General features: G+C 62.0%; 31 protein-coding genes, 1 other RNA gene and 1 pseudogene. 15 read left to right on the top strand and 18 right to left on the bottom strand.

What is annotated here, in order from left to right; all coding sequences use genetic code 11:
- The first annotated feature begins 68 nt into the window (after nt 1-68).
- From HGO92_RS09780 to HGO92_RS09750, 7 genes are all read left to right on the top strand, one after another.
- Nucleotides 69-989, top strand: coding sequence for a metal ABC transporter substrate-binding protein (locus tag HGO92_RS09780; protein ID WP_205834329.1), 921 nt, complete (start codon nt 69-71; stop codon nt 987-989).
- Nucleotides 986-1,765: a metal ABC transporter ATP-binding protein gene (locus HGO92_RS09775; protein WP_169994236.1), complete on the top strand. Its 780-nt coding sequence runs from the start codon at nt 986-988 to the stop codon at nt 1,763-1,765. Before HGO92_RS09780 ends, HGO92_RS09775 begins: the two co-directional genes overlap by 4 nt.
- Entirely contained in the window at nt 1,752-2,645 is an 894-nt protein-coding gene (locus HGO92_RS09770; RefSeq protein ID WP_169994232.1) for a metal ABC transporter permease, read from the top strand. The genes HGO92_RS09775 and HGO92_RS09770 overlap by 14 nt, the downstream gene beginning before the upstream one ends.
- Nucleotides 2,646-2,653: 8 nt before the next feature.
- Nucleotides 2,654-3,385 (top strand): metal-dependent transcriptional regulator, encoded by a 732-nt coding sequence (locus HGO92_RS09765; protein WP_169994230.1) that lies wholly within the window; start codon nt 2,654-2,656, stop codon nt 3,383-3,385.
- Nucleotides 3,382-3,846 carry a fluoride efflux transporter FluC gene (locus tag HGO92_RS09760; protein WP_169994227.1) on the top strand — a complete coding sequence of 155 codons (465 nt, stop codon included), beginning with the start codon at nt 3,382-3,384 and terminating at the stop codon, nt 3,844-3,846. Before HGO92_RS09765 ends, HGO92_RS09760 begins: the two co-directional genes overlap by 4 nt.
- On the top strand, nt 3,843-4,229 hold the full coding sequence (locus tag HGO92_RS09755; RefSeq protein ID WP_346768906.1) for a fluoride efflux transporter FluC: 387 nt from the start codon (nt 3,843-3,845) through the stop codon (nt 4,227-4,229). The genes HGO92_RS09760 and HGO92_RS09755 overlap by 4 nt, the downstream gene beginning before the upstream one ends.
- 74 nt (nt 4,230-4,303) lie before the next feature.
- Nucleotides 4,304-5,401 carry a carboxylate-amine ligase gene (locus HGO92_RS09750; RefSeq protein WP_169994224.1) on the top strand — a complete coding sequence of 366 codons (1,098 nt, stop codon included), beginning with the start codon at nt 4,304-4,306 and terminating at the stop codon, nt 5,399-5,401.
- Nucleotides 5,402-5,410: 9 nt separating this feature from the next.
- Here the strand turns inward: HGO92_RS09750 and HGO92_RS09745 are convergent, their stop codons facing one another.
- Nucleotides 5,411-5,896 carry an AfsR/SARP family transcriptional regulator gene (locus HGO92_RS09745; protein ID WP_169994221.1) on the bottom strand — a complete coding sequence of 162 codons (486 nt, stop codon included), beginning with the start codon at nt 5,894-5,896 and terminating at the stop codon, nt 5,411-5,413.
- Nucleotides 5,897-6,404: 508 nt separating this feature from the next.
- On the opposite strand from HGO92_RS09745, the gene HGO92_RS09740 reads away from it, so the two are divergent.
- The 3 genes from HGO92_RS09740 to HGO92_RS09730 all read left to right on the top strand — a co-directional run bounded on the left by HGO92_RS09740 (nt 6,405) and on the right by HGO92_RS09730 (nt 7,909).
- Nucleotides 6,405-6,686 (top strand): amino acid kinase family protein, encoded by a 282-nt coding sequence (locus HGO92_RS09740; RefSeq protein ID WP_169994218.1) that lies wholly within the window; start codon nt 6,405-6,407, stop codon nt 6,684-6,686.
- 486 nt (nt 6,687-7,172) lie between these two features.
- On the top strand, nt 7,173-7,532 hold the full coding sequence (locus HGO92_RS09735) for a hypothetical protein (RefSeq protein WP_169993752.1): 360 nt from the start codon (nt 7,173-7,175) through the stop codon (nt 7,530-7,532).
- A 5-nt stretch (nt 7,533-7,537) separates the two neighbouring features.
- The gene (locus HGO92_RS09730; protein WP_169994447.1) at nt 7,538-7,909 is read left to right on the top strand and encodes a hypothetical protein; all 372 of its coding nucleotides are present in this window, start codon (nt 7,538-7,540) and stop codon (nt 7,907-7,909) included.
- Nucleotides 7,910-7,984: 75 nt separating this feature from the next.
- On the opposite strand, the gene ssrA is transcribed toward HGO92_RS09730, so the two are convergent.
- From ssrA to HGO92_RS09665, 13 genes and pseudogenes are all read right to left on the bottom strand, one after another.
- Nucleotides 7,985-8,354, bottom strand: a transfer-messenger RNA (tmRNA) gene (gene ssrA, locus HGO92_RS09725).
- A 416-nt stretch (nt 8,355-8,770) separates the two neighbouring features.
- Nucleotides 8,771-9,247 carry an SsrA-binding protein SmpB gene (gene smpB, locus HGO92_RS09720; RefSeq protein WP_169994215.1) on the bottom strand — a complete coding sequence of 159 codons (477 nt, stop codon included), beginning with the start codon at nt 9,245-9,247 and terminating at the stop codon, nt 8,771-8,773.
- Between the two features lie 76 nt (nt 9,248-9,323).
- Complete coding sequence (locus HGO92_RS09715) at nt 9,324-10,799, bottom strand: M23 family metallopeptidase (RefSeq protein ID WP_169994212.1); 1,476 nt, start codon at nt 10,797-10,799, stop codon at nt 9,324-9,326.
- Nucleotides 10,800-10,803: 4 nt separating this feature from the next.
- Entirely contained in the window at nt 10,804-11,718 is a 915-nt protein-coding gene (gene ftsX, locus HGO92_RS09710; RefSeq protein ID WP_169994210.1) for a permease-like cell division protein FtsX, read from the bottom strand.
- A complete protein-coding gene (ftsE, locus tag HGO92_RS09705) occupies nt 11,715-12,416 on the bottom strand; it encodes a cell division ATP-binding protein FtsE (RefSeq protein ID WP_169994208.1) in 702 nt (233 codons plus the stop codon). Before ftsE ends, ftsX begins: the two co-directional genes overlap by 4 nt.
- A 625-nt stretch (nt 12,417-13,041) precedes the next feature.
- A complete protein-coding gene (prfB, locus tag HGO92_RS09700) occupies nt 13,042-14,157 on the bottom strand; it encodes a peptide chain release factor 2 (RefSeq protein ID WP_169994205.1) in 1,116 nt (371 codons plus the stop codon).
- Nucleotides 14,158-14,238: 81 nt separating this feature from the next.
- A complete protein-coding gene (locus HGO92_RS09695) occupies nt 14,239-14,748 on the bottom strand; it encodes a pilus assembly protein TadG-related protein (protein ID WP_346768905.1) in 510 nt (169 codons plus the stop codon).
- On the bottom strand, nt 14,745-15,167 hold the full coding sequence (locus tag HGO92_RS09690) for a hypothetical protein (protein ID WP_346768904.1): 423 nt from the start codon (nt 15,165-15,167) through the stop codon (nt 14,745-14,747). The genes HGO92_RS09695 and HGO92_RS09690 overlap by 4 nt, the downstream gene beginning before the upstream one ends.
- Nucleotides 15,168-15,219: 52 nt before the next feature.
- On the bottom strand, nt 15,220-15,630 hold the full coding sequence (locus HGO92_RS09685) for a TadE/TadG family type IV pilus assembly protein (protein WP_169994199.1): 411 nt from the start codon (nt 15,628-15,630) through the stop codon (nt 15,220-15,222).
- Between the two features lies 1 nt (nt 15,631).
- Nucleotides 15,632-15,823 carry a hypothetical protein gene (locus HGO92_RS09680; RefSeq protein ID WP_240974549.1) on the bottom strand — a complete coding sequence of 64 codons (192 nt, stop codon included), beginning with the start codon at nt 15,821-15,823 and terminating at the stop codon, nt 15,632-15,634.
- Nucleotides 15,824-15,921: 98 nt separating this feature from the next.
- Nucleotides 15,922-16,863 carry a type II secretion system F family protein gene (locus HGO92_RS09675; protein ID WP_169994193.1) on the bottom strand — a complete coding sequence of 314 codons (942 nt, stop codon included), beginning with the start codon at nt 16,861-16,863 and terminating at the stop codon, nt 15,922-15,924.
- Nucleotides 16,860-17,723: a type II secretion system F family protein gene (locus tag HGO92_RS09670; RefSeq protein ID WP_169994191.1), complete on the bottom strand. Its 864-nt coding sequence runs from the start codon at nt 17,721-17,723 to the stop codon at nt 16,860-16,862. Before HGO92_RS09670 ends, HGO92_RS09675 begins: the two co-directional genes overlap by 4 nt.
- Nucleotides 17,720-18,691: pseudogene (locus tag HGO92_RS09665) on the bottom strand (TadA family conjugal transfer-associated ATPase); the annotation flags it as partial. The gene HGO92_RS09670 and the pseudogene HGO92_RS09665, both read right to left, overlap by 4 nt.
- Nucleotides 18,692-18,774: 83 nt before the next feature.
- Between HGO92_RS09665 and HGO92_RS09660 the strand changes: the two are divergent.
- The 3 genes from HGO92_RS09660 to HGO92_RS09650 all read left to right on the top strand — a co-directional run bounded on the left by HGO92_RS09660 (nt 18,775) and on the right by HGO92_RS09650 (nt 20,029).
- Complete coding sequence (locus tag HGO92_RS09660; protein ID WP_169994188.1) at nt 18,775-18,999, top strand: hypothetical protein; 225 nt, start codon at nt 18,775-18,777, stop codon at nt 18,997-18,999.
- A gap of 632 nt (nt 19,000-19,631) precedes the next feature.
- Nucleotides 19,632-19,883, top strand: a complete 252-nt coding sequence (locus HGO92_RS09655) for a DUF3039 domain-containing protein (protein ID WP_169994185.1) — start codon at nt 19,632-19,634, stop codon at nt 19,881-19,883.
- Entirely contained in the window at nt 19,880-20,029 is a 150-nt protein-coding gene (locus tag HGO92_RS09650) for a hypothetical protein (protein ID WP_169994182.1), read from the top strand. The genes HGO92_RS09655 and HGO92_RS09650 overlap by 4 nt, the downstream gene beginning before the upstream one ends.
- A gap of 65 nt (nt 20,030-20,094) precedes the next feature.
- Here the strand turns inward: HGO92_RS09650 and HGO92_RS09645 are convergent, their stop codons facing one another.
- Both HGO92_RS09645 and HGO92_RS09640 read right to left on the bottom strand, forming a co-directional pair.
- A complete protein-coding gene (locus HGO92_RS09645) occupies nt 20,095-20,319 on the bottom strand; it encodes a hypothetical protein (protein ID WP_169994179.1) in 225 nt (74 codons plus the stop codon).
- Nucleotides 20,320-20,397: 78 nt separating this feature from the next.
- Nucleotides 20,398-20,643, bottom strand: coding sequence for a hypothetical protein (locus HGO92_RS09640; RefSeq protein ID WP_169994176.1), 246 nt, complete (start codon nt 20,641-20,643; stop codon nt 20,398-20,400).
- A gap of 183 nt (nt 20,644-20,826) precedes the next feature.
- Here HGO92_RS09640 and HGO92_RS23465 point away from each other — a divergent pair, with 183 nt between their 5' ends.
- Complete coding sequence (locus HGO92_RS23465; RefSeq protein WP_205834328.1) at nt 20,827-21,012, top strand: hypothetical protein; 186 nt, start codon at nt 20,827-20,829, stop codon at nt 21,010-21,012.
- Here HGO92_RS23465 and HGO92_RS09630 read toward each other — a convergent pair.
- A complete protein-coding gene (locus HGO92_RS09630; protein ID WP_169994170.1) occupies nt 21,009-21,752 on the bottom strand; it encodes a bactofilin family protein in 744 nt (247 codons plus the stop codon). The two genes, HGO92_RS23465 and HGO92_RS09630, sit on opposite strands and share 4 nt — an antisense overlap.
- Nucleotides 21,753-21,865: 113 nt before the next feature.
- On the opposite strand from HGO92_RS09630, the gene HGO92_RS09625 reads away from it, so the two are divergent.
- Entirely contained in the window at nt 21,866-22,261 is a 396-nt protein-coding gene (locus tag HGO92_RS09625) for a hypothetical protein (RefSeq protein WP_169994167.1), read from the top strand.
- Here HGO92_RS09625 and HGO92_RS09620 read toward each other — a convergent pair.
- The gene (locus HGO92_RS09620; RefSeq protein WP_169994164.1) at nt 22,258-22,440 is read right to left on the bottom strand and encodes a hypothetical protein; all 183 of its coding nucleotides are present in this window, start codon (nt 22,438-22,440) and stop codon (nt 22,258-22,260) included. The genes HGO92_RS09625 and HGO92_RS09620 overlap by 4 nt on opposite strands.
- Nucleotides 22,441-22,514: the final 74 nt, after the last annotated feature.

The following is a 22,514-nucleotide window of genomic DNA, read 5'->3' as shown; positions in this document are numbered from 1 at the left end:
GCCAGGTAACGTGCAGAAATTTTTGCCGCACCCTATTATTCCGGTGCAGCTTTGCGATAAATTTAGGCATGCCGAAAAAACTGTGGTCCGTGGTGCTGGCCGTCTTGTCGCTGAGCATGCTGACGGCCTGCGGTCCCGTGGGCAACGGTTCGGCCGCCGTACCGGAGCCGTCCGACGAGCGGCCCATGGTGCTCACCACTTTCACGGTGCTTGCGGATCTGGTGCGCCAAGTCGCCGGCGAGCACGTGCGGGTGGAATCGATCACCAAGGTGGGCGCGGAGATCCACGGCTACCAGCCCACTCCTTCGGATCTTGTCGGTGCCCAGGAAGCGGACCTGATTCTCGACAACGGCCTGGGCCTGGAACGTTGGTTCGCGCGGTTTGTGACGGCGGTTCCGGCCCCGCACGCCGTCCTGTCCGAGGGGATCGACCCTGTGGATATCCGCTCCGGAAACTATGAGGGCAAGCCCAATCCGCATGCCTGGATGTCGCCGGAGGCCGCCAAGGTCTATGTCGACAACACCGTGGTTGCCCTGAGCGAACTGGATCCGGTGCATGCCGCGGACTTCCGTGCCAACGGCGAGCGGTACAAGGACCAACTGGACGGTGTCATGCAGGAACTGAAGGACGCGTTCCGTGACACCGGCTCCGTTGCCGCCCTTGTTACGTGCGAGGGCGCTTTCTCCTACCTGGCCAGGGACGCCGGCCTGAAAGAAGCTTTCCTGTGGCCGGTAAACTCCGATGCCGAAGGCACACCCCGGCAGATCAAAGACACGATCGCCTTTGTGCAGCAGAACCAGGTTCCGGCCGTGTTCTGCGAATCCACGGTGAATCCGGGCGCCATGGAACAGGTTGCCGCAGCTACCGGCACCGAGCTCATCACCCCGCTCTACGTGGATTCGCTGTCCGGCCCCGAGGGCCCGGTGCCGAGCCACCTGGACCTTATCCGGCATGACATCGCCCTGATCAAAGAAGGACTGGCCTCATGAGTGTGCATGAACTTCCCACCGGCGCCGACGCCATTACCGTGAGGTCGCTGCACGTGGCGTACAACGAGGTCATAGCGCTGGACGGCGTGACGCTGACCATCCGGCCGCAGACCATTTGTGGGCTGATCGGCGTCAACGGATCCGGCAAGTCCACGCTGTTCAAATCCCTCATGGGCCTCGTCCAGGCGACCAAAGGCGACGTGCGTCTGTTCGGCGTCGAGCCCAAGGACGCGCGGAAGCTCAATGTCGTCTCCTACGTGCCGCAGTCCGAAGATGTGGACTGGACATTTCCCGTATCCGTCCGCGACGTCGTCATGATGGGCCGTTATGGCAGGCTGGGACGGGCCCGCCGCGCGCATCGCGCCGACCGGGAGGCTGTGGCGGCAGCACTGGAACGTGTTGGCCTGTCGGAGCTCCAGCACCGGCAGATCGGCGAGCTCTCGGGCGGTCAGCGGAAGCGGGCCTTCGTGGCGCGGGGAATTGCCCAGGATGCCGGGCTGCTGCTGCTCGATGAGCCGTTTGCCGGTGTCGACAAGGGCTCCGAGAGTGCCCTGATCACCCTGTTCAAGGAGCTGCGGGACGAAGGCCGGACCGTGTTGGTCTCGACCCATGACCTGGCCGGCATCCCCCAGCTCTGCGATGAAGCTGTCTTGCTCCACCAGCGGGTGCTCGCCCACGGCAAACCCGAAGCGGTCCTGACCAACGAGAACCTCGCCCGGGCTTTCGGAACCGCCCTCGCCACCGCCCCGGAAGGAGCGCATCATGGACGTCATTAATTGGGTACTGGAGCCGCTGCAGTACGGCTTCTTGACCCGCGCGCTGCTAGTGACGCTGGCGGCGGCCGTGGTCTCCGCAGTGCTGTCCTGCTGGCTGATCCTGATGGGCTGGTCGCTCATGGGCGACGCCGTATCCCACGCGGTGCTGCCCGGCGTCGCGCTGGCGTACATTGTCGGTCTGCCGTTCTCGCTGGGCGCCTTCATCTTCGGCGCCGGTGCGGTAGCGCTGATCGGCGCCGTCCGGTCCACCACGAAACTCAAAGCGGACACAGCCATCGGCGTCGTTTTTACCGGGCTTTTTGCCCTGGGTCTGGCCATCATTTCCAAGACTCCGAGCCAAACGGATCTGCAGCACATCCTGTTCGGCAACGTCCTCGGTGTGAACACCGCCGAACTGTTCCAGGTCCTCGTCCTGGGCGCCATTACGCTGGCCGTGCTGCTCTACAAACGGCGCGACCTGACGCTGCTCGCGTTCGACCGGATCCATGCCCACGCCATCGGGCTGAACACCCGCTGGCTTTCCGCCCTGATGCTGGGCCTGCTGGCCCTGACCGTTGTGGTGGGCCTGCAAGCGGTCGGCATTATCCTGATGGTGGCCATGCTGATCACACCCGGCGCCACCGCATTCCTGTTGACCCGCAGCTTTGACACGATGCTGCTGATCGCCGCGTCGATAACGGCATCGGCCGCGGTTGCCGGCATCTACGCCAGCTACTACCTGGACATTTCCACCGGCGCCTCCGTGGTCCTGGCCCAGTCCGTGGTCTTCGTCGTCGTCTACCTGTTCGCCCGGCGCAACGGGGTAGTCTGGCAATGGCAGCGGCGGCGCAGCGCCAGGCGCCGGGTCTCCGAACAGCCGAGCATCCCCACGTCCGTCTAGAGAACAAGATGCCTCCTAACAAGCACAGTCCCGCCCTTAGCAGCGGCTCCGCCAGTGTCCAGGACTACGTCAAGGTGATCTACTCCTTCACCGAGTGGCAGGACGAACCCATCAGCTCGTCCCAGCTGGCCAACAGGCTGGGCGTCGCCAACTCCTCGGTGTCGGAGATGGTGCGCAAGCTCGTCGAGCTTGGCCTCGCCATCCACGAGCCGTACAGTGCCGTGGAACTGAGCGACGAGGGCCGCCGGCTTGCTCTGGCCATGGTCCGCCGGCACCGGCTGCTGGAGACTTTCCTGGTCCAGGAACTCGACTATGCCTGGGACGAGGTCCACGACGAGGCCGAACTGCTCGAGCACACCGTTTCGGACACTTTCATCGAGCGGCTGTCAGCCAAACTCGGCTATCCCCACCGCGACCCGCACGGCGATCCGATTCCGGATGCGCACGGCACCGTGGACATCCCGCAGGCGCACCAGCTGGCGATTTTGGATGCTGGCCATACGGGCCGGATCACCCGCATCAGCGACTCGAACCCAGCACTCCTGAGGTTCCTCAGCGCCGAGGACATCGGCCTGGATGACCATGTGGAGGTCATTGGCCGAAAGCCGTTCGGCGGCCCCGTGGTAGTCCGCGTCGGCACCGCCGGGCGGGACCGGGAGCTGGACCTGGGCGATGAGGCCGCATCGGCACTGTGGGTTTTCAGCGACAAACCGCACGCCGGCTGCGCACTCGCCACATGAGAACGACGCCGGGGGCGCACCTCGAGCGGTCGGGGAAACCTCCGCTGCCGCCTGCCACCGCATGGATGGCCGTGGCTGTTGGCGGACTGCTCGGCACCGAGGCGCGCTACGGCCTGGGACTGGTCTTTCCCGAAGACGGCGGCGGTCTCCCCTGGACCACCCTGGCCATCAATATCGCGGGCAGCCTCCTGCTGGGGCTGCTCACCTCCTTCTGGGCGGAACGGGCGGCCGCTCCGTCCTGGCTCCAAGCCGGCCTCGGCCCTGGGCTGCTCGGCTCCTTCACCACCTTTTCGGCAGTGGTCATCGCCATCGACCAACTCGCCGCTGCCGGCAGTCACCATGTGTGGATGGCGTATCTGGGCCTGTCCCTCGCTGCCGGGCTCGCCGCAGCCGTGGCCGGTTTGGTACTCGGCCACGTGCTCGGCAGGCGCTCGGCCGGGTTAGCGGGTGGACAATCGTGACGGCTTTGGCCGCGCTGCTGGTAGGTGTCTTCGGCATGGCAGGGGCGCTGGCAAGATTCGCCGCTGATACCCTGTTCAGCCGTGCCGCTGCCTCCGGGACGGCGCGTACAGCCTGGCCCTGGTCAACCTTGCTGGTCAACGTGGTCGGCTCGTTCATCATCGGGCTGGCCTGTTCAGTGACCGCACAGAATTCGCTGGCGGAGCCATGGAGTACTTCGGTGGCGACTGGACTGGCCGGAGGCCTCACCACGTTCAGCTCCTGGACGGTTGCCACCGTAAGACTGTGGGCAGAACGGCGGCCGGTTGGCGCCGTCGTCAATCTTGCTGCCAACCTGTCCCTGGGTCTGGGAGCGGCGGCACTGGGACTGCTGCTGTTCAGATGAGAGGGCTGTCATCAGCACACTGATTATTTGGGTAAGCTCAAGTTTGTCCGCTTCAGGCCAGGGAAGGGCGCTTAATGGCAACGCTGGGAATTGAGGAAGAGTACCTGCTGCTCAATCCGGTCACGGGACTGCCAGAGGCAGTCGCAGACAAGGTGGCCCAGAACCTGGAGTCCCTGCAGGTGGCCCGCGGGGATATCCAGCGGGAGCTGCTCAATTGCCAAATCGAGACCGCCACGGCCGTTTGCTCAACGCTGACCGAGGCCGAAGAATCGCTGCTGAACTTCCGCCGCCAGCTGGACACCGCAGCACGGAAGGCGGGCGTCCGCGCCGCGGCCACCGGCACTGCTGCACGGATCCGCGAAGACTACCCGGAGGTGACAGACAAGCGGCGCTACCATGACCTCAAGGCCAGCGCCAAGGGGATTGTCGCGGACCAGTTCGTCAACGGCCAACACGTCCATGTCTCCGTCCCCGACAAGGAGTCGGGTGTGCAGGCTCTGAACCGGGTCCGGCCCTGGCTGCCCGTCATCGTGGCACTGAGCGCGAATTCCCCGTTCTGGCTGGACCGCGACAGCGGGTTCGCCAGCTGGCGGATTGTGCACTACCGCCGTTGGCCGGTCCAGGGCTGTCCGCCGCGGTTCGCTGATGCCGCCGATTACGAGCGGCGGATCCAGCGGCTGGTGGACACCGGAGTGGTTATCGATCGCGGCGTCCTTACCTGGCTGGCACGCCTTTCCGACCGCTACCCCACCTTGGAAGTGAGGGCGGCCGACGTACAGCTGGAGGCCCAGGACGCAGTCCTCATCGCCGCCCTGATCCGTGGTCTGGTGGTCACGGCCCTCGCCGAAGCGCAGGCTGGCAAGGACTTTCCCGATCTCGACGCCGAACTGCTCGATGCGGCTGTCTGGCAAGCCGGACGGCAAGGGCTGGCCGATAAGCTGATAGACCCGTTCTCCGGACTCCTCCTGCCCGCACGCGATGTGGTCAACCTGCTGGTTCGGCGCATCCGGCCTGCCCTTGAGGAAGCCGGCGACGCTGAGTGGGTGGACGCTTCCCTGAAGCGTTTATGGACCAACGGCATCGGGGCCGAACGCCAACGGCGGGTCATGGCCGCTGGCGGAATGCCGGCGCTGATGGACCTCTACGCTGATTCGTTGACCGCCGAGGCCTGAACGGCTGTGCTATCCGCGACCCCCGCTCCGCCCTAACTGCTGCTCGCCATCCGATCCCTCCAAAAGCGAACTGATCAAGTCCGAAATGATAGCCGAGGGGGCAACACCGAATTCCTGGCGCAGCCTGATCCGGAAGGACTGGTAGGCCCGCAGGGCTTCCGCATTGTTTCCCTCCGCCAGGTAGCACTGGAGCAGTAACCGCTGTGCACTCTCGCGTAGGGGCTCTATGGTCGTCGCTGCGCGTGCCGCTTCCATCGCCGGATCGATCCTGCCCAACAGCAGAAACTGCTTGGCCAGCCGTTCAAGCACCGACAGCCGCAGTCGCTGCCACCTCTCCTGCTCGGAGATGACCCAGTCTTCGTACCAGCCCGGCAACAATTCAGCATCCTGCACCGCATGCAACAGGCTCTGCTGGAGGCCGGGATTGGCATGTTCCTCCAGGCGGGCTGCCTGCGCCCTGAGATCGCGGACGTCAACGCTGACGTGCTCGTCCAAGTCCAGCGAATCCTGAGTCGATGACAGGAGCTGCGGCAATGTCCGATTAACTAGGAAAACACTCTCCCGAAGACTGCCCGCTGCCTGATGCTCGGAGCTGTCCGGCCACAGCAATCCGGCCAAAAAAGTACGGGACTGCCTGCCGTACATTGCCAAGGCCGCAATAAGGCGCTGCTGGCGCAGTGCTACCTTCACAGGCGGACCCCCGCGATGCAGTTGCCAGCCCCCCACAAGCCGCAAATCCCAAGGTTGATCGGTAGCCATATCGCAGTGATCCCCACAGTCCACTCCCCACAGAGCCAGCCGGACCCTCCGGCCGGCTCTCCTCGCGGGCCCCACCGCTTGGAGTCTTCAGGATCGCTAATGCGCGCGGCAGTGTCAATGAATTGTGCAATCGGTTTCAGGAAAGCCCAAGGTTCCACCCCGGAACGGCGGAGTTTCGTTAGTGCGGCAGTAACGAAAGATTACAGCCGCTGCACTCAACTGAAGCTGTCACCTAGGAGGCGTCATGGAACGACAACCGGCCCTCGGCAAGGCCCATATCGTCGACGTCGACCGGCGGCGGCTCCGCACGGTCCTGCGCCGCGGGGAAATACCCCTTGTGGCTGGTTTCCAGGGCAAGGGACTGAAGTCCAAGGAAACTACGACCTGGGGTCGAGGCGGTTCCGACCTCACCCCCATTGTGCTGGCCGCCGCCCTCGGCGCCAGCGTGTGCGAGATCTACACGGATGTCGACGGCGTGTACAGCGCCGACCTCCGGATCGTGCCGACGCCCGGAAGATCGACGTAATCTCAAGTGCCGAAATGCTGGAACTCGCTGCCTGCGGTGCGAAGGTACTCCAAGCCCGCTGCGCGGAGTGTGCTCGCTTCACCGAGTGCCCGGTTATTTCCGCCGTCGCATACGAAAACAGCACGGCCAGTATCCGGTGGAATCGGTTCCGGAAATTCCGGGCAAGGCCGCCCAGATCATCGCCGCCCAGTCTGCCGTTGGCGCCAGCGCCGACATGGTTGCCCAGAGTGTCGCGGCCGTACCGGCTGCACGGATATGTCCCTGGCGCTGCCGGCGGCCGAGGCGACGGCAGCGTGCAATGCCCTCCCAAGCAGCAGCACAGACCATAGGCTTCAGCCCCCTGCACTGCGACGAGCGTATGGGCATGCTCTCCCCAACCGGCTCTGGGATGCGGCTCGGCCCGGAAATTTCCTACCGGTTCTTCAGAGCACTGGCGGAGGCGGAGATCCCCATCAGCCTCATTCCACCTATGACTTCAAACTGAGCGTGCTGACACGCTCCGAACTGCTCGATGCTGCCGTTCTGGCTATCCGCAGGACTTTCGGCTGGGAAATCCGTAGACGCGGCGCAACGACGCTCAGCTCGGATGTCATGGTCGGAGTGGGCGGTTTCGTGCACTACGGCGTGACCATGCATGACGGTTCCGTATTGGACGCCGACGCGTTCCTCATGAAGAGCAGCAAGGTTCCTGCCGGGGGCCGCTACAGCGGCAACCCTGCCCGGGAAATCGAGATTCCCCACTGCCACCGGCGTATCGTGATCGCTCTGGAACCGACCCTACCGGGATCAGCGTGTTCCGCGGATTGTTTCGAATCGGCGCTAGTGGCGGCGTTGGCCTATTGTTGATGACGATGATTACCAGACGAGATGCAGCCCTGGCCCTTGACATTCCGCTTGAGATGGCGCGGCGGCACGGTATACCTTCGCGGCTTACCGAAGAGGACCTCGCCGAGATTGTGGCAAATCCGCCACAGTGGCTGCTACAGTCCCGCGCCAACCGCACAGGCAAGCGACCGGTATGGGTTGAATTGCGGTGCTATGTCTGCGGCTTTTCGGAGGCAGCACGGCCAAAGAAATGGTGGCCTGAGTTCACCTATGTCATCTGCGAATTCCATGATCCACAAGAGTTGCCCGAACTCGGGGCCGGCATGCGCCGGAGCGAATTCGATGGTGTGGGCAGCCGCTTCATCGGCATAGTCGAGGATCCTGTAGAAGGTTCCTGACGCCGTCCTGATCAGCGGCCAACACGCTTAAACGACAAACAGGCCGGAAGCGTTACGCCTCCGGCCTGTTTCCGTTGGTGGAGATGGGGGGAATTGAACCCCCGTCCGATGTTGCGTTGCCAGGACTTCTCCGGGCGCAGTTTGCTTCGGGATTTCTCGGCCCCAGCCATCCTGCAAACAAGTGGCTGACCCAGGCCCAGCCGTCTAAAAGTCCCGGACACTCCAACGGCGAAAGTGTCCAGCAGTGGCCCTCTAAATGACGCCAGAAGCCGGGTCGAGAGCGTACCCGGGCTGACGGACTATGCCCGCTGCTTAGGCAGCGAGAGCGAAGTCGTGCTGTTTAGAATCAGCAGTTATTTTTTTGCAGAGAGCGTTAACGAGATAGCCCTGCATCCTCGGCCCGCTTCTCCTGGCGCGACTAACATCGTCGAAACCTGTCATCCCCATATTGAATTACCAAACCGGTTCACACCGGACTATCTATTCTAACCACAACATCTGCGAATGTATTCCCCTAGGTCCCTGATGTCATGTGGCCTTCCGGCCGCGGGCAGATTTGCGCTGTATTTAAGCTCGTCAGCGGCCGCCGTGACCGCGTCGGCCGCCTCGCTGAGCCCAGGAGCTTCTCATGCTTGCGTTCGGGATCGAAGAAGAAATTCTGCTGATGGATCCTGCTACAGGACGGCCCCGTCTGGGGGCCACAGATCCGTGCCCGGCTGTCCCTGCGGAGGGACCTGGCAGGGGCCGCTACTCAGCTTGGTTCTTGGCGGCCGGCATCGGATCCACCTTCGATCCGGGCAACACGCCAGCGGTCGTCACAGATACCGAAGCTACCAGGGCACGCTCCCTGATGAACGCCGATCAGGCAGAACGGCGGTTGCGCTCACGCATGACACGCAGCGCTTCGCGCTTGTCCTGCTGTTCGCGCAATGTCTGACGCTTGTCGTAGTCCTTCTTGCCTCGGGCGATCGCAATTTCGACCTTGGCCCGGCCATCATTGAAGTAAAGCTGAAGCGGCACAATTGTGAAGCCGGATTCGCGGATCTTGTGCGAGATCTTGTTCAGCTCTTCGCGGTGCAGCAGGAGTTTCCGCCGACGCCGGGCAGAGTGATTGGTCCAGCTGCCATTGAGATACTCCGGGATATAGACGGCTTCCAGATACAGCTCATCGTTATAGAAAACGCAAAATCCGTCTACTAGGGATGCTCTGCCCTCGCGCAGCGATTTGACCTCGGTACCCATGAGCGCCATGCCGGCCTCAAAGGTATCCATAATGTGATAGTCATGCCGGGCCTTGCGATTGGTGGCCACTACCTTCCGGCCACTTTCCCTGGGCACGGGGCGACTCCTTCTGGTTCAAATCCTCTTAGGTGGAAACATCTAGTATACCGGCGCGGGACAAATCCCTCGTTGGCTACAGCAGACCCATAGGGTTGACCAGCGAGCCGTTCAGGATCGTTTCAAAGTGTAGATGGCATCCGGTCGAGTTGCCGGTTGTTCCAACGTAACCGATGACATCCCCTTGGCTGACCCTCTGGCCAACGGACACCGCGGACCGCGTTAAGTGGAAGTAATTCGTCGCCAAGGCACTGCCGGAAACTACCCCGTGGCTGATCACCACCATGTTTCCGGCGGCACCGCCCCACCCGGATGTCCAAACTTCGCCGCTGGCAGGCGCGCGCACCGGGGTCCCGCAGGCTGACCCATAGTCCAGTCCGGTGTGCATGTAACCGCCGGAACCGCCAAAATCGATCGTCCCTGCCGGTGTAGCCCTCCATCCGTATCCGGAGGTCACCGGACCGGACACCGGCGAGGCCAGACCGAACGAGGACGACTGGCTCGGCGCGGCGGGCGGCGGTTCGACGGTGGGGACAATCTGCGGGACCGGCTGGTTGGCTGCCGCGGCAGCCGCCTTCGCGGCCTTGATCCGCGCTTGTTCCTTCTCCCAGGCCGCTTGGGCCGCCTTACGCTCGGCTTCTTCCTTCTTGCGGCGTTCTTCGGCTTCGCGTCGGAGCCTTTCCTGCCGTTCGGCGATATCGGCCTGCACTTGCTGGTGCTGCTCTTCAACCTCAGCCAGCTGCTGCTGGATCTTCGGTTTCTGGGCCTGCAGTTTATCCGAAAGGGCGGAGGTATCCGCGATCAATGCGTCCACCTTCTCCTTCTCCGCTGCAGCCTCATCGCGGGCTGTCTGCTCGGCAGCCAATGCCTCTTCGGCCTGCTGCTTGAGGTCCCGGATTTCTTCCTCGACCGCCTCAAGACGGGCCTTCGAGTTCACGTTCGTGGCGTTCTGCTGGGAAAGCTTGTTCAATGCAGCGTTCTGGCTGCGCAGGGCCTGGTCCGCCAGACCGATGGTATCGGCCAGGCCAGAGTCGCCCTCCGAGCCAAAGAAGAGGGTCAGGTTAGACGGAACTCCGCCCTGCTTGTAGGCCTGGGTGGCGATCTGACCTATGATCTCCCGGGTTTCCGCGAGCTCTTCCTTGTCGTCATCGAGCTGCTTATTGATGTTGTCCTTGGTCTGCAACGCCATGTCCACGCGTTGGGCCAGAGCGGCGACCTTGTTCGCCGCTTCCTCGACCCGCCCCTGCGCATCTGCCAGTTTCTGCTGGGCCGCGGGCAACTGGCTCTGGTACTCCTTGAGCTGCTTGACCGTCTCTATGATGTCGGCGTCCAGGAACTCCAGGGAATGCTCAACTTCGGCCATTTCCTGCTCGAGCGCTTCTTTGCGATCGTCCAGCTGATCCGCTTGTACCGGACCTGCGGTGCCGAGGGAAAACGCCAAGAAGGCGGCCAGCGCGGCGCTGATAATCCCCTGCGGCAGACACGACTTCCTACCCGCGTGTAAACGGTTCACTGTCCGGTTCCCCAACCTGTTGTTCTGCTCAGTAGACATGATTCTAGACCTTCAAATAGCGTCGGAGGGTAAGAAGAGAGGAAATTCCTGCCAGCACGGTACCGAGCAGGATCAGCGCAGGTGCGATCAGGAGCACCGATCCCTCCGATATGAAGGCCGTATCCGGATATTGCTGTGCAAGCCAGTCGCCGATAAAGAACCGCGCCACTGCCCACAACGTGACCGAGGCCAGCAGCGCGCCGATGACCGCGGCAATGACGCCTTCCAGCACAAACGGCAGCTGGATCACCGCCTTCGAAGCTCCTACCAGACGCATGATGCCCGTCTCGCGACGTCGGCTAAACGCCGAGAGACGGATGGTCGTCGCGATCAGCAGGATTGCACAGACAATCATTATGGCGGCGATACTGACCGCCACGAGTGAGGCTATATTCATCACGCTGAAGACCCGTTCCAGGATCTCCCGCTGGTCTACAACGACTTCGACGCCGGGCAACGAGGAGAAGATCTCGTTAATAACCTCGTACTTTTCCGGGTCCACGAGGCTGACACGGAAGGACTCCGGCAGCTGATCCGCCGTTACGGAATCTACAATCGGCGAGTTTGCGAACTGGTCGCGGAAGTGTCCCAACGCGTCCTCTTGCGACTCGTACAGGTAGGTGTCCACGTACTGAGCGACAGCAGGCGAGTCAAGCGTGTTTTTGATTTCCGCCCGCTGCTCGTCAGTGACCGGCCCGGAGGCGCAGCTGGCCGCCGTCGACGTATCGACGCAAAGGAAGACCGCGACCTGGACCTTGTCGTACCAGTAGCCCTTCATCTGGTTGATCTGTAGCTGGAGCATGCCGGCGGCACCGACGAATGTCAGAGAAATGAAAGTCACCAGGATGACGGAGACGACCATGGAAAGGTTCCGGCGCAACCCCGAACCAATTTCACCGAGAATGAATGCGAGTCTCATTTGCTATCACCTAGGGCGCCGATGTAGATGCCTTCGGCTTCGTCACGGACCAGTACGCCGTCGACCAGTTCGATCACCCGTTTGCGCATGTCGTTCACGATCACATTGTCGTGCGTGGCCATGACCACGGTGGTGCCGTTTTGATTGATGCGGTCCAGGACCTTCATGATGCCCATCGAGGTGGTGGGATCAAGGTTTCCGGTCGGCTCGTCGGCCAGCAGGATACCCGGCTTATTCACGATCGCCCGGGCAATAGCCACACGTTGCTGTTCGCCGCCGGAGAGCTCATGGGGCATCCGGTGGTCCTTGCCTTCCAGACCGACCGTCTTGAGTACTTCGGGAACCGTCTCGCGGATCATCGCCCGGCTCTTGCCGATCACCTGCATGGCGAAGGCTACGTTGCCGGCCACGGTTTTATTCGGCAGCAGCCGGAAATCCTGGAAAACAACGCCGATGCCGCGGCGCAACTTGGGCACCCGCCAGCTGGGAATGTTGGCCACGTTCTGGCCAGCCACGTACACAGAGCCTCGGGTAGCCCGATCCTCCTTGAGGACCAGCCGGATGAAGGTGGACTTCCCAGACCCGGAGGCTCCGACCAGGAACGCAAAATCCCCGCGGTCCACTTCAAGGCTGACCTTGTCCAGAGCGGGTCGCGTGTTCTGGTCGTAAATCTTAGTGACGTTGTCGAATCTAATCATGACTACTTCGTGCCCAAATACAGCTGCCGATGGCTCGGGCCTATGGTTGAAGGAAAAATCATCGGCGTTCTGACTATATGCAGTACGCCTTGGAATTTACCTGCAGGCCCTTACGGGCGTGTCGTTCAGGCAAGGCCATCGGCAGGAAGCCGACAGCGTTCAGCGAGCACCATCGCCCGTCGCGTTCGCCGTCGCTGCAGCAAGGGCGGGCCGGACGGCCGCAGCAACAGCGCCGGCACCTCGCGGTTCCATCACGATTGTATAGTGATTCACGTCATCCACGGTGTGCACCCTCAGCGCCGAAAACCTGCCGGCCCAGGAACGCAGGTAATCCGCTGTGTAGAGGGCGGCATACCATCTATCAGCCCGCAGGAGCTCGCAGGAGCGCTGTGGGAACAGCCAGGTGCTCGAGCGCGGCAGCAGCTCCACTCCACGATTCAGAGTCCGAGGCGTCCTCGCCATGGTGTCATAGCAGGCGGACAATGCGTGCCAGGTCGGGTGATGATCCGCATATCCTTCCAAGCAGGTCACGGACGTACGATCTAAAGCACCGGGAAGCAAGAAAAAACGGGCCGCCACTTGTGGGGCCCGAGTTTCTTAGCGGTAAGTCGTAGTGCGGCCGGACCTATTCCGCCGCGTTTCGCGTGTTCGCGCGCCAGCGGATACCGGCGTCGATAAAGTCATCGATCTCTCCGTCGAATACGGCAGAGGTATTGCCGACTTCGTGTTCCGTACGCAGGTCTTTGACCATCTGGTACGGGTTGAGCACGTAGGAACGCATCTGGTCGCCCCAAGAGGCCTTCACGTCCCCGGCAAGGGCTTTCTTCTCCGCGTTTTGCTGCTCCTTTTTCAGCAGCAGCAGCCGGGATTGCAACACCCGAAGCGCGGCGGCGCGGTTCTGGATCTGTGATTTCTCGTTCTGCATCGAGACGACGATGCCGGTGGGAAGATGCGTCAGCCGCACGGCCGAGTCGGTTGTGTTCACCGATTGCCCGCCCGGCCCGGAGGAGCGGAAAACGTCAACCTTGATCTCGTTGTCCGGAATATCGATGGAGTCCGTCTGCTCGATCAGCGGGATTACCTCGACCGCGGCAAAGGACGTCTGGCGCCGGCCTTGGTTGTCGAAAGGACTGATCCGCACCAGACGATGGGTGCCTGCTTCGACAGATAAGGTACCAAAGGCGTAAGGCGCTTTGACTTCGAACGTCGCCGACTTCAGCCCTGCTTCCTCGGCATAGGAGGTGTCCAGTACCGACGTGGCGTACCCGTGGCGCTCTGCCCAGCGCAGATATAAGCGCATGAGCATTTCCGCGAAATCCGCTGCGTCAACACCGCCGGCACCAGCGCGGATGGTGACAACGGCTTCCCGCTCGTCGTACTCGCCCGAGAGCAAGGTAACGACTTCGAGCTGGGCGAGCGCCTTTTTCAATGCCGCCAGCTCATTGGCTGCCTCCGTCATGGAGTCGGCATCGTCCTCGCCCTGGCCCAGCTCAACGAGCACCTCCAGGTCGTCGATCCTTGCCTCGAGTTTTTCCAGCCGCTCAAGATCGGACTGGCGGTGCGAGAGCTTGGAGGTGATCTGCTGGGCTGCGGCGGGATCGTCCCAGAGATCGGGCACTCCGGCCTGCTCGCTCAGCTCAGCGATGTCCTTGCGGATAGTTTCGACATCGGTGACTGCCTCGATGGAGTCATATGTGGCGCGCAGGGCGCGGATTTCTGCGGGAAAATCGATCTCAGCCATGGTTCTCCAAGCCTACGCCATGGTGGGAACACCCTTGCGCTTCCTGCCGCTAAGCATCCGCCCGGCGCTGGCACCCGCGTCTCAGCGGCGCAACTCCGAACGGGCATCACTGGACACGGTGATCAGCACTCCGTCCGGAACCAGGAAATTCACCATCGGGGGGTGCACTACGGCGGACAGGACAACGTGGGCAGTCCGGCTCTCAGGCGAGCCGGTGCCGGGACTGATGGACAGGCCGGTGAATCTGCCCGCAGCACCGGTGTCCGCAAGGTAGCGTTGGACGGCGCTGTAAACGGTACCGTCGCTCAAGGTCGGAACGGGAGCCCCGGCAGAGCCTTGAACATCAGCCAACGCAAAAGTGTCGGCTGCGGCCAAGGAAGCTCCGTCCGCGACCGAGAGCAACTTTTTCCGCTCTACGTACACGGCGGACGCAGCCATGACCACAGTGAGTATCAGCAGGCTCAGCATCACAAATCCGATGATCAGTACCGCTACCTGCCCGTCATCGTCCCGCGCCTTCCGCCCGATACCGGTCAGGCCGGTTGGTGTAAGGCCCCGGACGGGACGCCGCATGGCTCCCGGCGTTTTCATCCGTAACGCTCGACGATCTGGGTCGCGGTGGAAGTCACCGTGGCGAAGGACAAGTCCAAACCCGACGTCAGCGGCAACGGAACCTCCAGAGAGACGTTTACGGTCACGGTTGAACCGGGATCGAGGCATGCGCCGCCGCCGCAGCTGATGGCCATCCCGAGATCGCCGGGTCCAAAGCCGAAATCCTGTACGGAAAGCAGCGCTGCCTGTTCAGCCTGGCCATGAGCGGCTGCAGGAGTGTCTGCCGCGACGAAAACCTTGGCTGCGTAGTCTGCCGCGCTAACGACGGCGAAGGAACTGCCCTGAACCTGGGCCACTGCGATGACGAAGTAGACCACAGGTACCAGCAGCAGTGCGCCAAGGAAGACGAACTCCACCACAGCGCTGCCCCGCGCCGCAGGATCATCAGGACCCGCCACCGCTGCCAAGCGCCGGCGAAGTTCGGCCAGCCACCTGGACGGCCGGTATTTGCTACCGCGACAGTGCCGCATGGCCCTCCACCTCCAATCGGCCTGCAGGACCCACGAGTCCGACCGCCGGCAACGGAGCCTTCACCGTCACGCGAAGCGTCCTGATTCCACCACGCTGGATCTCTTCCACCTGGACGTCCGCGGCATAGTCAGAGTTAAGGGAACCGGTAATCAGGGACACCGTGCGGCCGCGGGCGTCTTCTGGTCCACGATCTGCCAAAGCGCCGTAGCGGGCACCGGAACCGGCAGCATCGATCAGAGTGTTGCGCACATGCAGAACAAGAGCCAACTGCATGATCGAGACGAAGATCAGCGTCAGGACCCCGCCGACCAGCACGAAGTCCACGGCGGCTGAGCCGCGCTCGGAACGGAGTCTGACCGGAGCGCGCAGCAGCATTATCAGATGGAGCATATCAAGGCTGGCTGACGCGTCCCATGGCATCGTTGAAAAGGCCTTCGAGCGCCGGCTTGGCAATGGCGAGGATCCCGGCCACCAGCACGGCCGACATCAGTGTGATCATGACCCACCCGGGCACATCACCACGCTCGGGGTCCTCGCCGGACACGACCGTCCGGAACCGACCGGCGAGCTGCGCCAGCATCATCGACAGCAGTACAGCAGCTTTCAGAGTGAAGAAATACTTGTTCATTTTCCGCCTTCTTTACCTATGATCCGTTGTTGGAATTCTCATCGCTTGCACCTTCACCAGCCCAGGTTGATCAGGGCTAGCCCCGGATACACTGCGAACAGGACGGTGAGGGGCAAGACACCGAACACGAGCGGAACCATCATGGCGATCTCCTTTTTGCCCGCCGATTCCATGAGACTGCGTTTGGCCATATCCCTGACGTCCTGTGCCTGTGCCCGAAGCACCTCCGCGAGCGGGGTACCCCTTTCAACTGCCACGGTGATCCCGTCCACGAACCGCACCAAGGCCTGCAGCCGGCTCCGCCGCGAAAAGTCCTGCAGCGCCGCCAGCAGCGGAGTCCCCGACCTAGTATCAGCCAGGACAGTCGCGAATTCGTCGGCCAGTTCTCCCTGGGCGCTGCGGCAGATACGTTCGAGCGCACCAGTGGTGCTCTCCCCCGCGCTGACGGCGAGCGCCATCAGTTCTGCCAGACTGGGAAATTCCGCCAGCATCTTGGTTTCCCGGCGCTGTATCTGCACGGTCAACATGTAGTCGCGCAGCAGGAATCCACCCGCGGCGAGACCGATTGTGAGAACGATGCCGGTGACCGGGTCCAGTCCTCCCCCTGCCGCGGACACCAGCGCCAGCAGAATTCCGATAGCAAGTCCGAGGACCGCCCACAGCAGTTGCTCCGCCCTGAAGTCGACGGCTGTTTGGCGGCGGCCGGCCTGCGCCAGGCGTTTGGATAGCACGGTCGTTCCCAAGTTGAATCTTCCGAGCCAGGAAACGGCGTCGAGAAGAACCGGCCGGATGATGCGCTCCAAGGGACCGAACGGAGTCACGTTGACCGGTCCTGCAGCCAGCAGCCTGGACTGGACGTCGACCGATTTCAACTGAGGGGCGATCCTGTCGACGAACCGCGTCCTGCGCATGGATGGGAGCCGCGCCAAGACCAGCCACAACCCGGTGCCCAGCCCTGTACCCGCGAGGACACCCATGGTCATCAACTGGGTCATTGCATCACCCGTTCGTCTTCGGGCAAGGCGCCGATGCGGAGCATGAGCCGGTAACAGACCAGAGACACGACAAGACCGCCGAGCAGCACCATGGCTCCCGCCGTCGAGTTATAGGCGGCAACAGCTTCGGGCCGCGTAGCCAGCAGCATCAAGATAATCCACGGTGCGGCGACGGCCAGCCTGGCTGCGCTGACTGTCCACGACTGGCGGGCCTCCAGTTCGCTGCGGGTACGGGCACTGTCGCGAAGGAAATCAGCCAGCGTACCCAGCAGCCTCCCCAGGTCGGAACCGCCGACCTCCCTGGTCATTCTGAGGGCTTCGATAATCCGATCCGCCACGGGATCCGCAAGCCTGTCCTTCAGCCGCTCCAACGACTGGTCGAAGCGCCCGCCGGCGCGGTAGTCTGCCCCGAAATCAGTGAACGCGGGACGCAGCTCCACCGGCCCCCGGATGCCGAGCTGAACCAGGGCTTCCGGCAACGAGAGTCCGGCACGAATGGCAGAACGTAGGTGATCGACTACGTCCGGCCAGATTTCGCGCATCGCCGCCACGCGGCGCTTTGCCCGCCAGCGCACCAGCACCAACGGCAGCCATCCGCCAAAGAGCGCGAAACAGCCGGCGATCGGAGGCGATTGCGTGATCACCAGGATCAGCAAGAAGGTAAAGACGGCTGTTCCGGCGCAACTGGCGATAAGGCCGTTGACCGAGACTTTCTCAATACCCGATTGGTTGATGACCTCCTGCAGACGGGTGAACCGTGGACCGCAGGGGCGCCTGGGACGGGGTTCCGGCAACTCCCAGCACGACCACCAGATCAGGAATAGACCGAATCCACCTGCAAGACCTGCGGCAGCAGTCATGACATGCCGCCGAGCAACTGCATGACGTTGTACCCGGCACGGGCAAATTTCTCATCTCCCGGACTGGCCGAACCGCTTGCCAGCAGATCTCCGTTCTGCCGGCTGAAGAGCGTGGATGTCTCAATAATGCCGTTTTCGACCCGGCGGCCGAGCGAGACTATTTCGGCAACCTGCCGTTGACCGGAGGCACTGCGCGTGCAGTGGACGACCAGATCAATGCAGGAAGCCACAGTCGGCAGGACGAAGGCACTGGAGATATTCTCGCCAGCCAACAGGGGCAGCGTGCACACCTTTGTAATGGCGTCATGGGCGCTATTAGCGTGGATAGTACACATCCCTGGCAGGCCGCTGTTCAGGGCAATAAGCATGTCCAGGCTTTCGGCTTCGCGGACTTCGCCGACGATCAGGCGGTCCGGCCGCATGCGCAGGGCTTCCTTGACCAGGCGCCGCAGGGGGATTTCACCCTCGCCCTCCAGATTCGGTTGGCGGCATTGCAGGCCCACCACGTCGCGTAACGGCAGCTGAAGCTCGAAAATTTCCTCGACCGTCACCACGCGCTCGCGGCTGCCGATACTTGCCGCAAGGCAATTGAGCATCGTCGTCTTACCCGCTTGCGTTGCTCCGGAGACCAGGATGTTCAGCCCGCTGGCTACCGCGGCGGAGAGGAACCGCGCTGCCTCGGGCGAGAGCGAGCCCAGTTCCACCAAATGGTCCAGTTTCGAGGCCCGGGCAATGAACTTACGGATGTTGACTGCCCAGTGCCGTTTGGTGATGTCAGGGATGACCACGTGCAAGCGGGAACCATCGGGCAAGGACGCGTCAACGAACGGCGACGACAAATCCAACCGCCGGCCGGAGGACTTGAGCATCCGTTCCACCAGGTCCCTTACCTGCTGCTGGCTTAGCGTGACCGAAGTAAGCTCGGACTCTCCCCCGCGTGCCACGTACACTTCGGCCGGGGAGTTGATGTCATATAGGTTTCAAACATCGAAAAGCCCCGGCAGGACGGCAATCCTCCGGGGCATGGCATCCAGTGAAAAGGACCGGATACATGGAAAAGCGTACATCATCGGCCTCTGAGCAGGCTAGTGAATGGGTCAACCTTCAGGCCTCCGTGAGTTACCCGGATGGCGACACTGACAGCATTCACGCAAGCATCCATCCTGGCGGCGACTCCGTGACTGTGAACTATCGCGGCGGGGATCCTCTGGTGATCGAATCAGCGCACATCGGCGCCTTCATCGAACTGTTGCAGCGTACTCGAGACTCCCTTTAGGGCTACGGCCCGATCCTGCCGCGGCGTTTCCCTCCGTGACGGGTTCAGGGTGTATCCCTGCGCGTTCCTGCCCTCCTAGCGCTTCTCAGAGTCGGCGCGGTCAAGATATCCATCCCTAACTGTCTGTACCGCCAGACAGGGCCATGCAGCCTAGCTAGCTGCCGCCAGGGCTATAACAAGTCGTTCCCCATGAGTAGCGGGGGTCTATTTGTTGTGGGCTATTCCGGTGATGCATGGACGGCGCCGGGGCGTTCTTTGGGGTGAGGGACCAAGCAAGGCAATAGCTCCCTTGGGAGTCCGATTCAGTGGAAGGGAAGTACCCATGAAAGCCACCATTCAAACCGTCGTCCGCGGCGTGGCCGGCATCGTCGCCTGTTACGTCTTCGTGGTCATCGTCAGCTTGCCTACAGTCTTCTTTGGGCCTGCCTGAACCATAGTGCTACCCCTGGTGTTGTTTTGTCAGGGGCATTCTTTAGGCTCGGGAGTGTAAACGTTCCACCTAGTAGACACAAAGAAAGCGCCACTCGTTGTGGCGCAACTCATAGTAACGAGATAAGAACGGCCGGGCTGTCATCCGCCAAGAATCCAGCCCAGCCGCATAGCATCCCATCCGGAAGATAGGACCACATCTTATGTACAGCAATGACGCTACAGCGGCAACCTTGGAAAAACCTGAGGTTCATAACTTCGATCCCGTAGTGAACCATTACGCGCTGAAATGGCAGATCACAGAATCCATTGTCATGGGCTCCCCTGTGCAGGCGCTCTGCGGTGAGGACTTCCAGGCGGAGGGCGGCGGCGGTGAAGGCTCGGTGTCCGACGCTGAAGGGGTCGTCTGCCCTCTGTGCGCCGACGTTTACAGCAGTCTCGGTGCATCGAAATGAGCGCGGCGCCGACACAGCGGCTACGTGACCTGATTGACGATGCACGCAACGGGTTTGCAGACAGTGAGGATCTGGAGAATGCCCTCTCCGATCTTGAGCACGTGCTGTCGCTGCCGTTCACCTTGATCGGCGCGCCTAAGCTCTAGCTCAGAAAAAACAAAGACCCCTGCTAGCCATTACGGCCGGCAGGGGTCTTTCCTCGTTCGATAGGTCAGCGTGTCTCTACTGCCACAGCAATCCGTTTCAGGTAGCCGATCACCACGAGCAGCAGCCCGGCAAACACGACGGTGAACGGGACAACAGCTATCCCACCGCTGAAGGTGGTAATCAGAGTGAATGCGAAGAACACGCCGGATAGCACGGTCCCTATCCCTATGAGCGCGTCACCTGGTCGGCGGTTGCTGGCCTTCTTCTTGGTTTCCCCCATTTGTGTCATGGCTTCAGTCAACACCACGGCATGCCTGATTTGGTGAAACGTAGGTAACGAGTGGATAGCGATTGCGAGCCTCAGCTTTCAGTCACCGTAGGCCAGCTTGTCGAGGTCGTCATCCGTAAGCGCGGATCCCGCGGCGGCCGTGTCGAGGATTGCCCACGGTATGCCGGGGCCAAAGGACAGGCTCAGCACGCCGTCTGGCGTGGATATGTTGAACACGTGAGATGCGGTGTCGTTGGACATGGCCCTGAATGCGGCGGCCAGTTCGAGCGCTTCCGTCTTTTCGGGTAGCTCAAAGGTGTGGCCGGCATAGAAGAGCTTGGGCATTTCGGGGTTCCTCTCGGGGTTTTAATTGCTTGGGATCTACGTTAATGTCAGGGCATGAAACGTTTTGGGGGAATCACAGCGGCTGCACTTCTTCTACCAGTTTGCGCCGCGCCGGCTGCACATTCAGCCACTACAACTGTCACTGTTGCTGAAGCTGAGGCCGCTCAGGGCGCCAGACTGCACTTGACCACGATGGGCGATGCGAGCGACACCCAGCTTATCGCCGAGGCTTACGCGGCGTGCGCTTCACTGCTCATCCAAGGTAAGGACGCCTACCGTGAGGCAACGCTCGAGAAGTATGCCGACATTGAGGAAGCGCTCGACCATCTGGTGATCGCTGCCGCTGGCGAGCAGTACCTCTGCCGCTAGGCGGTTGACCTGTACAGTTTCCCGCTGCCGTCCGCGTAAAGGTTCGGCGCGTTCCCTGTGGTGGGAAGGTTGGTTACCCTGACACCATCACCTGCAACGTCCACGCTGTAGGCGCCCGCAAACAGGCTGGCCGTGGTCCCGGCGAGAACGCCCGCGTTCGATGATCCGCGCATGGCCACGGTGCCGCCGTTGCCTCCGACGCCTCCACCTGATTTGAATTCGACGCCGCCGTTCGAGGATGACGGGCTAATGACCGTGTTGCCGGCGGTTATCTTGCCGCCGGCTGTCACGTTCAGATCGTTCTTGAGCGTGGTCACACCTTCTACCGCAAGTGTGCCCTTAGTTGCCATCGGCCCGGTCACATCGAGCTTGCCAGAGATGGTGGCCGGCCCCTTGATCGCCAGGGTTCCCGTGATGTCCGTATTGCCTTCTACGCTGAGCGGGCCTGTGATGTCGGTATCGCCAGTAATCTTCGTGTTGCCGGCTACCGTGAGCGGGCCAGTAATCGAGACTGTGCCGGTGAAGTTGGCTGTGCCCGACATATCGAACGTGCCGCTAATCGTGGCGGTTCCAGTGACTCGCAGAGCGCCATTCTCTACCAGCAGCTCAGAGTTATCGTAGAACCTCATGCGCCCGCGGCCGACAGATGAACTGGACAGCGGCGAGGAGTTCTCCAGCCTGCGGAGTCGGCGCAGAATGTCGCCTAGGTTGCCTGCGGTTAGGTCGTTGAGTTTGCTCATGCCTCCAGTTTGGCCGCTGGCAGCGGTGCTGGGGTTCCGCGTTTCCCCTCTACGGCAACGGCGCGGCTAGGATCGATGCGGTAACCGACACAGCAGGGGGGCAGAGCGTGGCAATGACAAAGCAGCAGCGGCTGAAACTAGCGGGTAATGGGTTCCTGGCGGGGCTGGCTCATTTGGGGGTGGAGGACTTCAATCCTTCTAACCTGGTGTTTGAGTCGGCGTTTCTCCGGGCGTGGAATCAGTGGCAGCCTGGCAAGCCTTCCGGGGTGCTGCCTGCTGTCTCATTCGGTGGCACCAATCAGCCGCGCATGATCCTGTTTAGGGTCCAAGGCTCAGACTCACCGTTCAAAGACTTTCGTTCAGCCGGCATCGATCCTGAGCCCTACGGGTGCACGCCGCTGGAGTTCCTTGAGGATCACTGTGAAGAGCTCCCGCCCGCTGATTGGGTGGAGCTGGCGAGCCTGTATCTCGAGGCGCGGGAACGGCTGGAGAGCAGCCCTAAGCGCTAGCCCCTGGCCTTGCGGCGTTCCTCCATTGCCCTAAGTTCACGGGCCAGCTTCTCCCGCTTGCGCTTTTCTGCGGCGGTTTTCCCTTTCATCTCGCCTTCCAGTAGCTCTGCTATGTCGCCTGGCCAGTCAAAAGCGCTGGCGTCGGGCATCTGACCAAAGGGCCTGTCTGATTCACTCATGGGCACAGTCAACTACAGATGCGGCCGGGCACAGGAAAGCCCCGCCGATAGGGGGCATCAGCGAGGCTCTACAA

The sequence above is a fragment of the Crystallibacter degradans genome (assembly GCF_012952295.1).
Lineage (GTDB): Bacteria > Actinomycetota > Actinomycetes > Actinomycetales > Micrococcaceae > Crystallibacter > Crystallibacter degradans.
The sequence above is the reverse complement of the archived record's forward strand: the minus strand, read 5'-3'. Positions and strand labels throughout refer to the sequence as shown.

Excerpts from the sequence above, each read along its gene's own strand:
- HGO92_RS09660 (WP_169994188.1), top strand. The coding sequence starts at position 18,775 with ATGGAAAAGCGTACATCATCGGCCTCTGAGCAGGCTAGTGAATGGGTC.
- prfB (WP_169994205.1), bottom strand. The coding sequence starts at position 14,157 with ATGGCTGAGATCGATTTTCCCGCAGAAATCCGCGCCCTGCGCGCCACA.
- HGO92_RS09740 (WP_169994218.1), top strand. The coding sequence starts at position 6,405 with ATGGAACGACAACCGGCCCTCGGCAAGGCCCATATCGTCGACGTCGAC.
- HGO92_RS09780 (WP_205834329.1), top strand. The coding sequence starts at position 69 with ATGCCGAAAAAACTGTGGTCCGTGGTGCTGGCCGTCTTGTCGCTGAGC.
- HGO92_RS09685 (WP_169994199.1), bottom strand. The coding sequence starts at position 15,630 with ATGCTCCATCTGATAATGCTGCTGCGCGCTCCGGTCAGACTCCGTTCC.
- HGO92_RS09675 (WP_169994193.1), bottom strand. The coding sequence starts at position 16,863 with ATGACCCAGTTGATGACCATGGGTGTCCTCGCGGGTACAGGGCTGGGC.
- HGO92_RS09730 (WP_169994447.1), top strand. The coding sequence starts at position 7,538 with ATGATTACCAGACGAGATGCAGCCCTGGCCCTTGACATTCCGCTTGAG.
- HGO92_RS09770 (WP_169994232.1), top strand. The coding sequence starts at position 1,752 with ATGGACGTCATTAATTGGGTACTGGAGCCGCTGCAGTACGGCTTCTTG.
- HGO92_RS09760 (WP_169994227.1), top strand. The coding sequence starts at position 3,382 with ATGAGAACGACGCCGGGGGCGCACCTCGAGCGGTCGGGGAAACCTCCG.
- ftsX (WP_169994210.1), bottom strand. The coding sequence starts at position 11,718 with ATGAGACTCGCATTCATTCTCGGTGAAATTGGTTCGGGGTTGCGCCGG.
- HGO92_RS09620 (WP_169994164.1), bottom strand. The coding sequence starts at position 22,440 with ATGAGTGAATCAGACAGGCCCTTTGGTCAGATGCCCGACGCCAGCGCT.
- HGO92_RS09765 (WP_169994230.1), top strand. The coding sequence starts at position 2,654 with ATGCCTCCTAACAAGCACAGTCCCGCCCTTAGCAGCGGCTCCGCCAGT.
- HGO92_RS09650 (WP_169994182.1), top strand. The coding sequence starts at position 19,880 with ATGAGCGCGGCGCCGACACAGCGGCTACGTGACCTGATTGACGATGCA.
- HGO92_RS09715 (WP_169994212.1), bottom strand. The coding sequence starts at position 10,799 with ATGTCTACTGAGCAGAACAACAGGTTGGGGAACCGGACAGTGAACCGT.
- HGO92_RS09630 (WP_169994170.1), bottom strand. The coding sequence starts at position 21,752 with ATGAGCAAACTCAACGACCTAACCGCAGGCAACCTAGGCGACATTCTG.
- HGO92_RS09750 (WP_169994224.1), top strand. The coding sequence starts at position 4,304 with ATGGCAACGCTGGGAATTGAGGAAGAGTACCTGCTGCTCAATCCGGTC.
- HGO92_RS09640 (WP_169994176.1), bottom strand. The coding sequence starts at position 20,643 with ATGCCCAAGCTCTTCTATGCCGGCCACACCTTTGAGCTACCCGAAAAG.
- HGO92_RS09680 (WP_240974549.1), bottom strand. The coding sequence starts at position 15,823 with ATGATGCTGGCGCAGCTCGCCGGTCGGTTCCGGACGGTCGTGTCCGGC.
- HGO92_RS09625 (WP_169994167.1), top strand. The coding sequence starts at position 21,866 with ATGACAAAGCAGCAGCGGCTGAAACTAGCGGGTAATGGGTTCCTGGCG.
- HGO92_RS09775 (WP_169994236.1), top strand. The coding sequence starts at position 986 with ATGAGTGTGCATGAACTTCCCACCGGCGCCGACGCCATTACCGTGAGG.
- ftsE (WP_169994208.1), bottom strand. The coding sequence starts at position 12,416 with ATGATTAGATTCGACAACGTCACTAAGATTTACGACCAGAACACGCGA.
- HGO92_RS09645 (WP_169994179.1), bottom strand. The coding sequence starts at position 20,319 with ATGACACAAATGGGGGAAACCAAGAAGAAGGCCAGCAACCGCCGACCA.
- HGO92_RS09670 (WP_169994191.1), bottom strand. The coding sequence starts at position 17,723 with ATGACTGCTGCCGCAGGTCTTGCAGGTGGATTCGGTCTATTCCTGATC.
- HGO92_RS09655 (WP_169994185.1), top strand. The coding sequence starts at position 19,632 with ATGTACAGCAATGACGCTACAGCGGCAACCTTGGAAAAACCTGAGGTT.
- HGO92_RS09695 (WP_346768905.1), bottom strand. The coding sequence starts at position 14,748 with ATGAAAACGCCGGGAGCCATGCGGCGTCCCGTCCGGGGCCTTACACCA.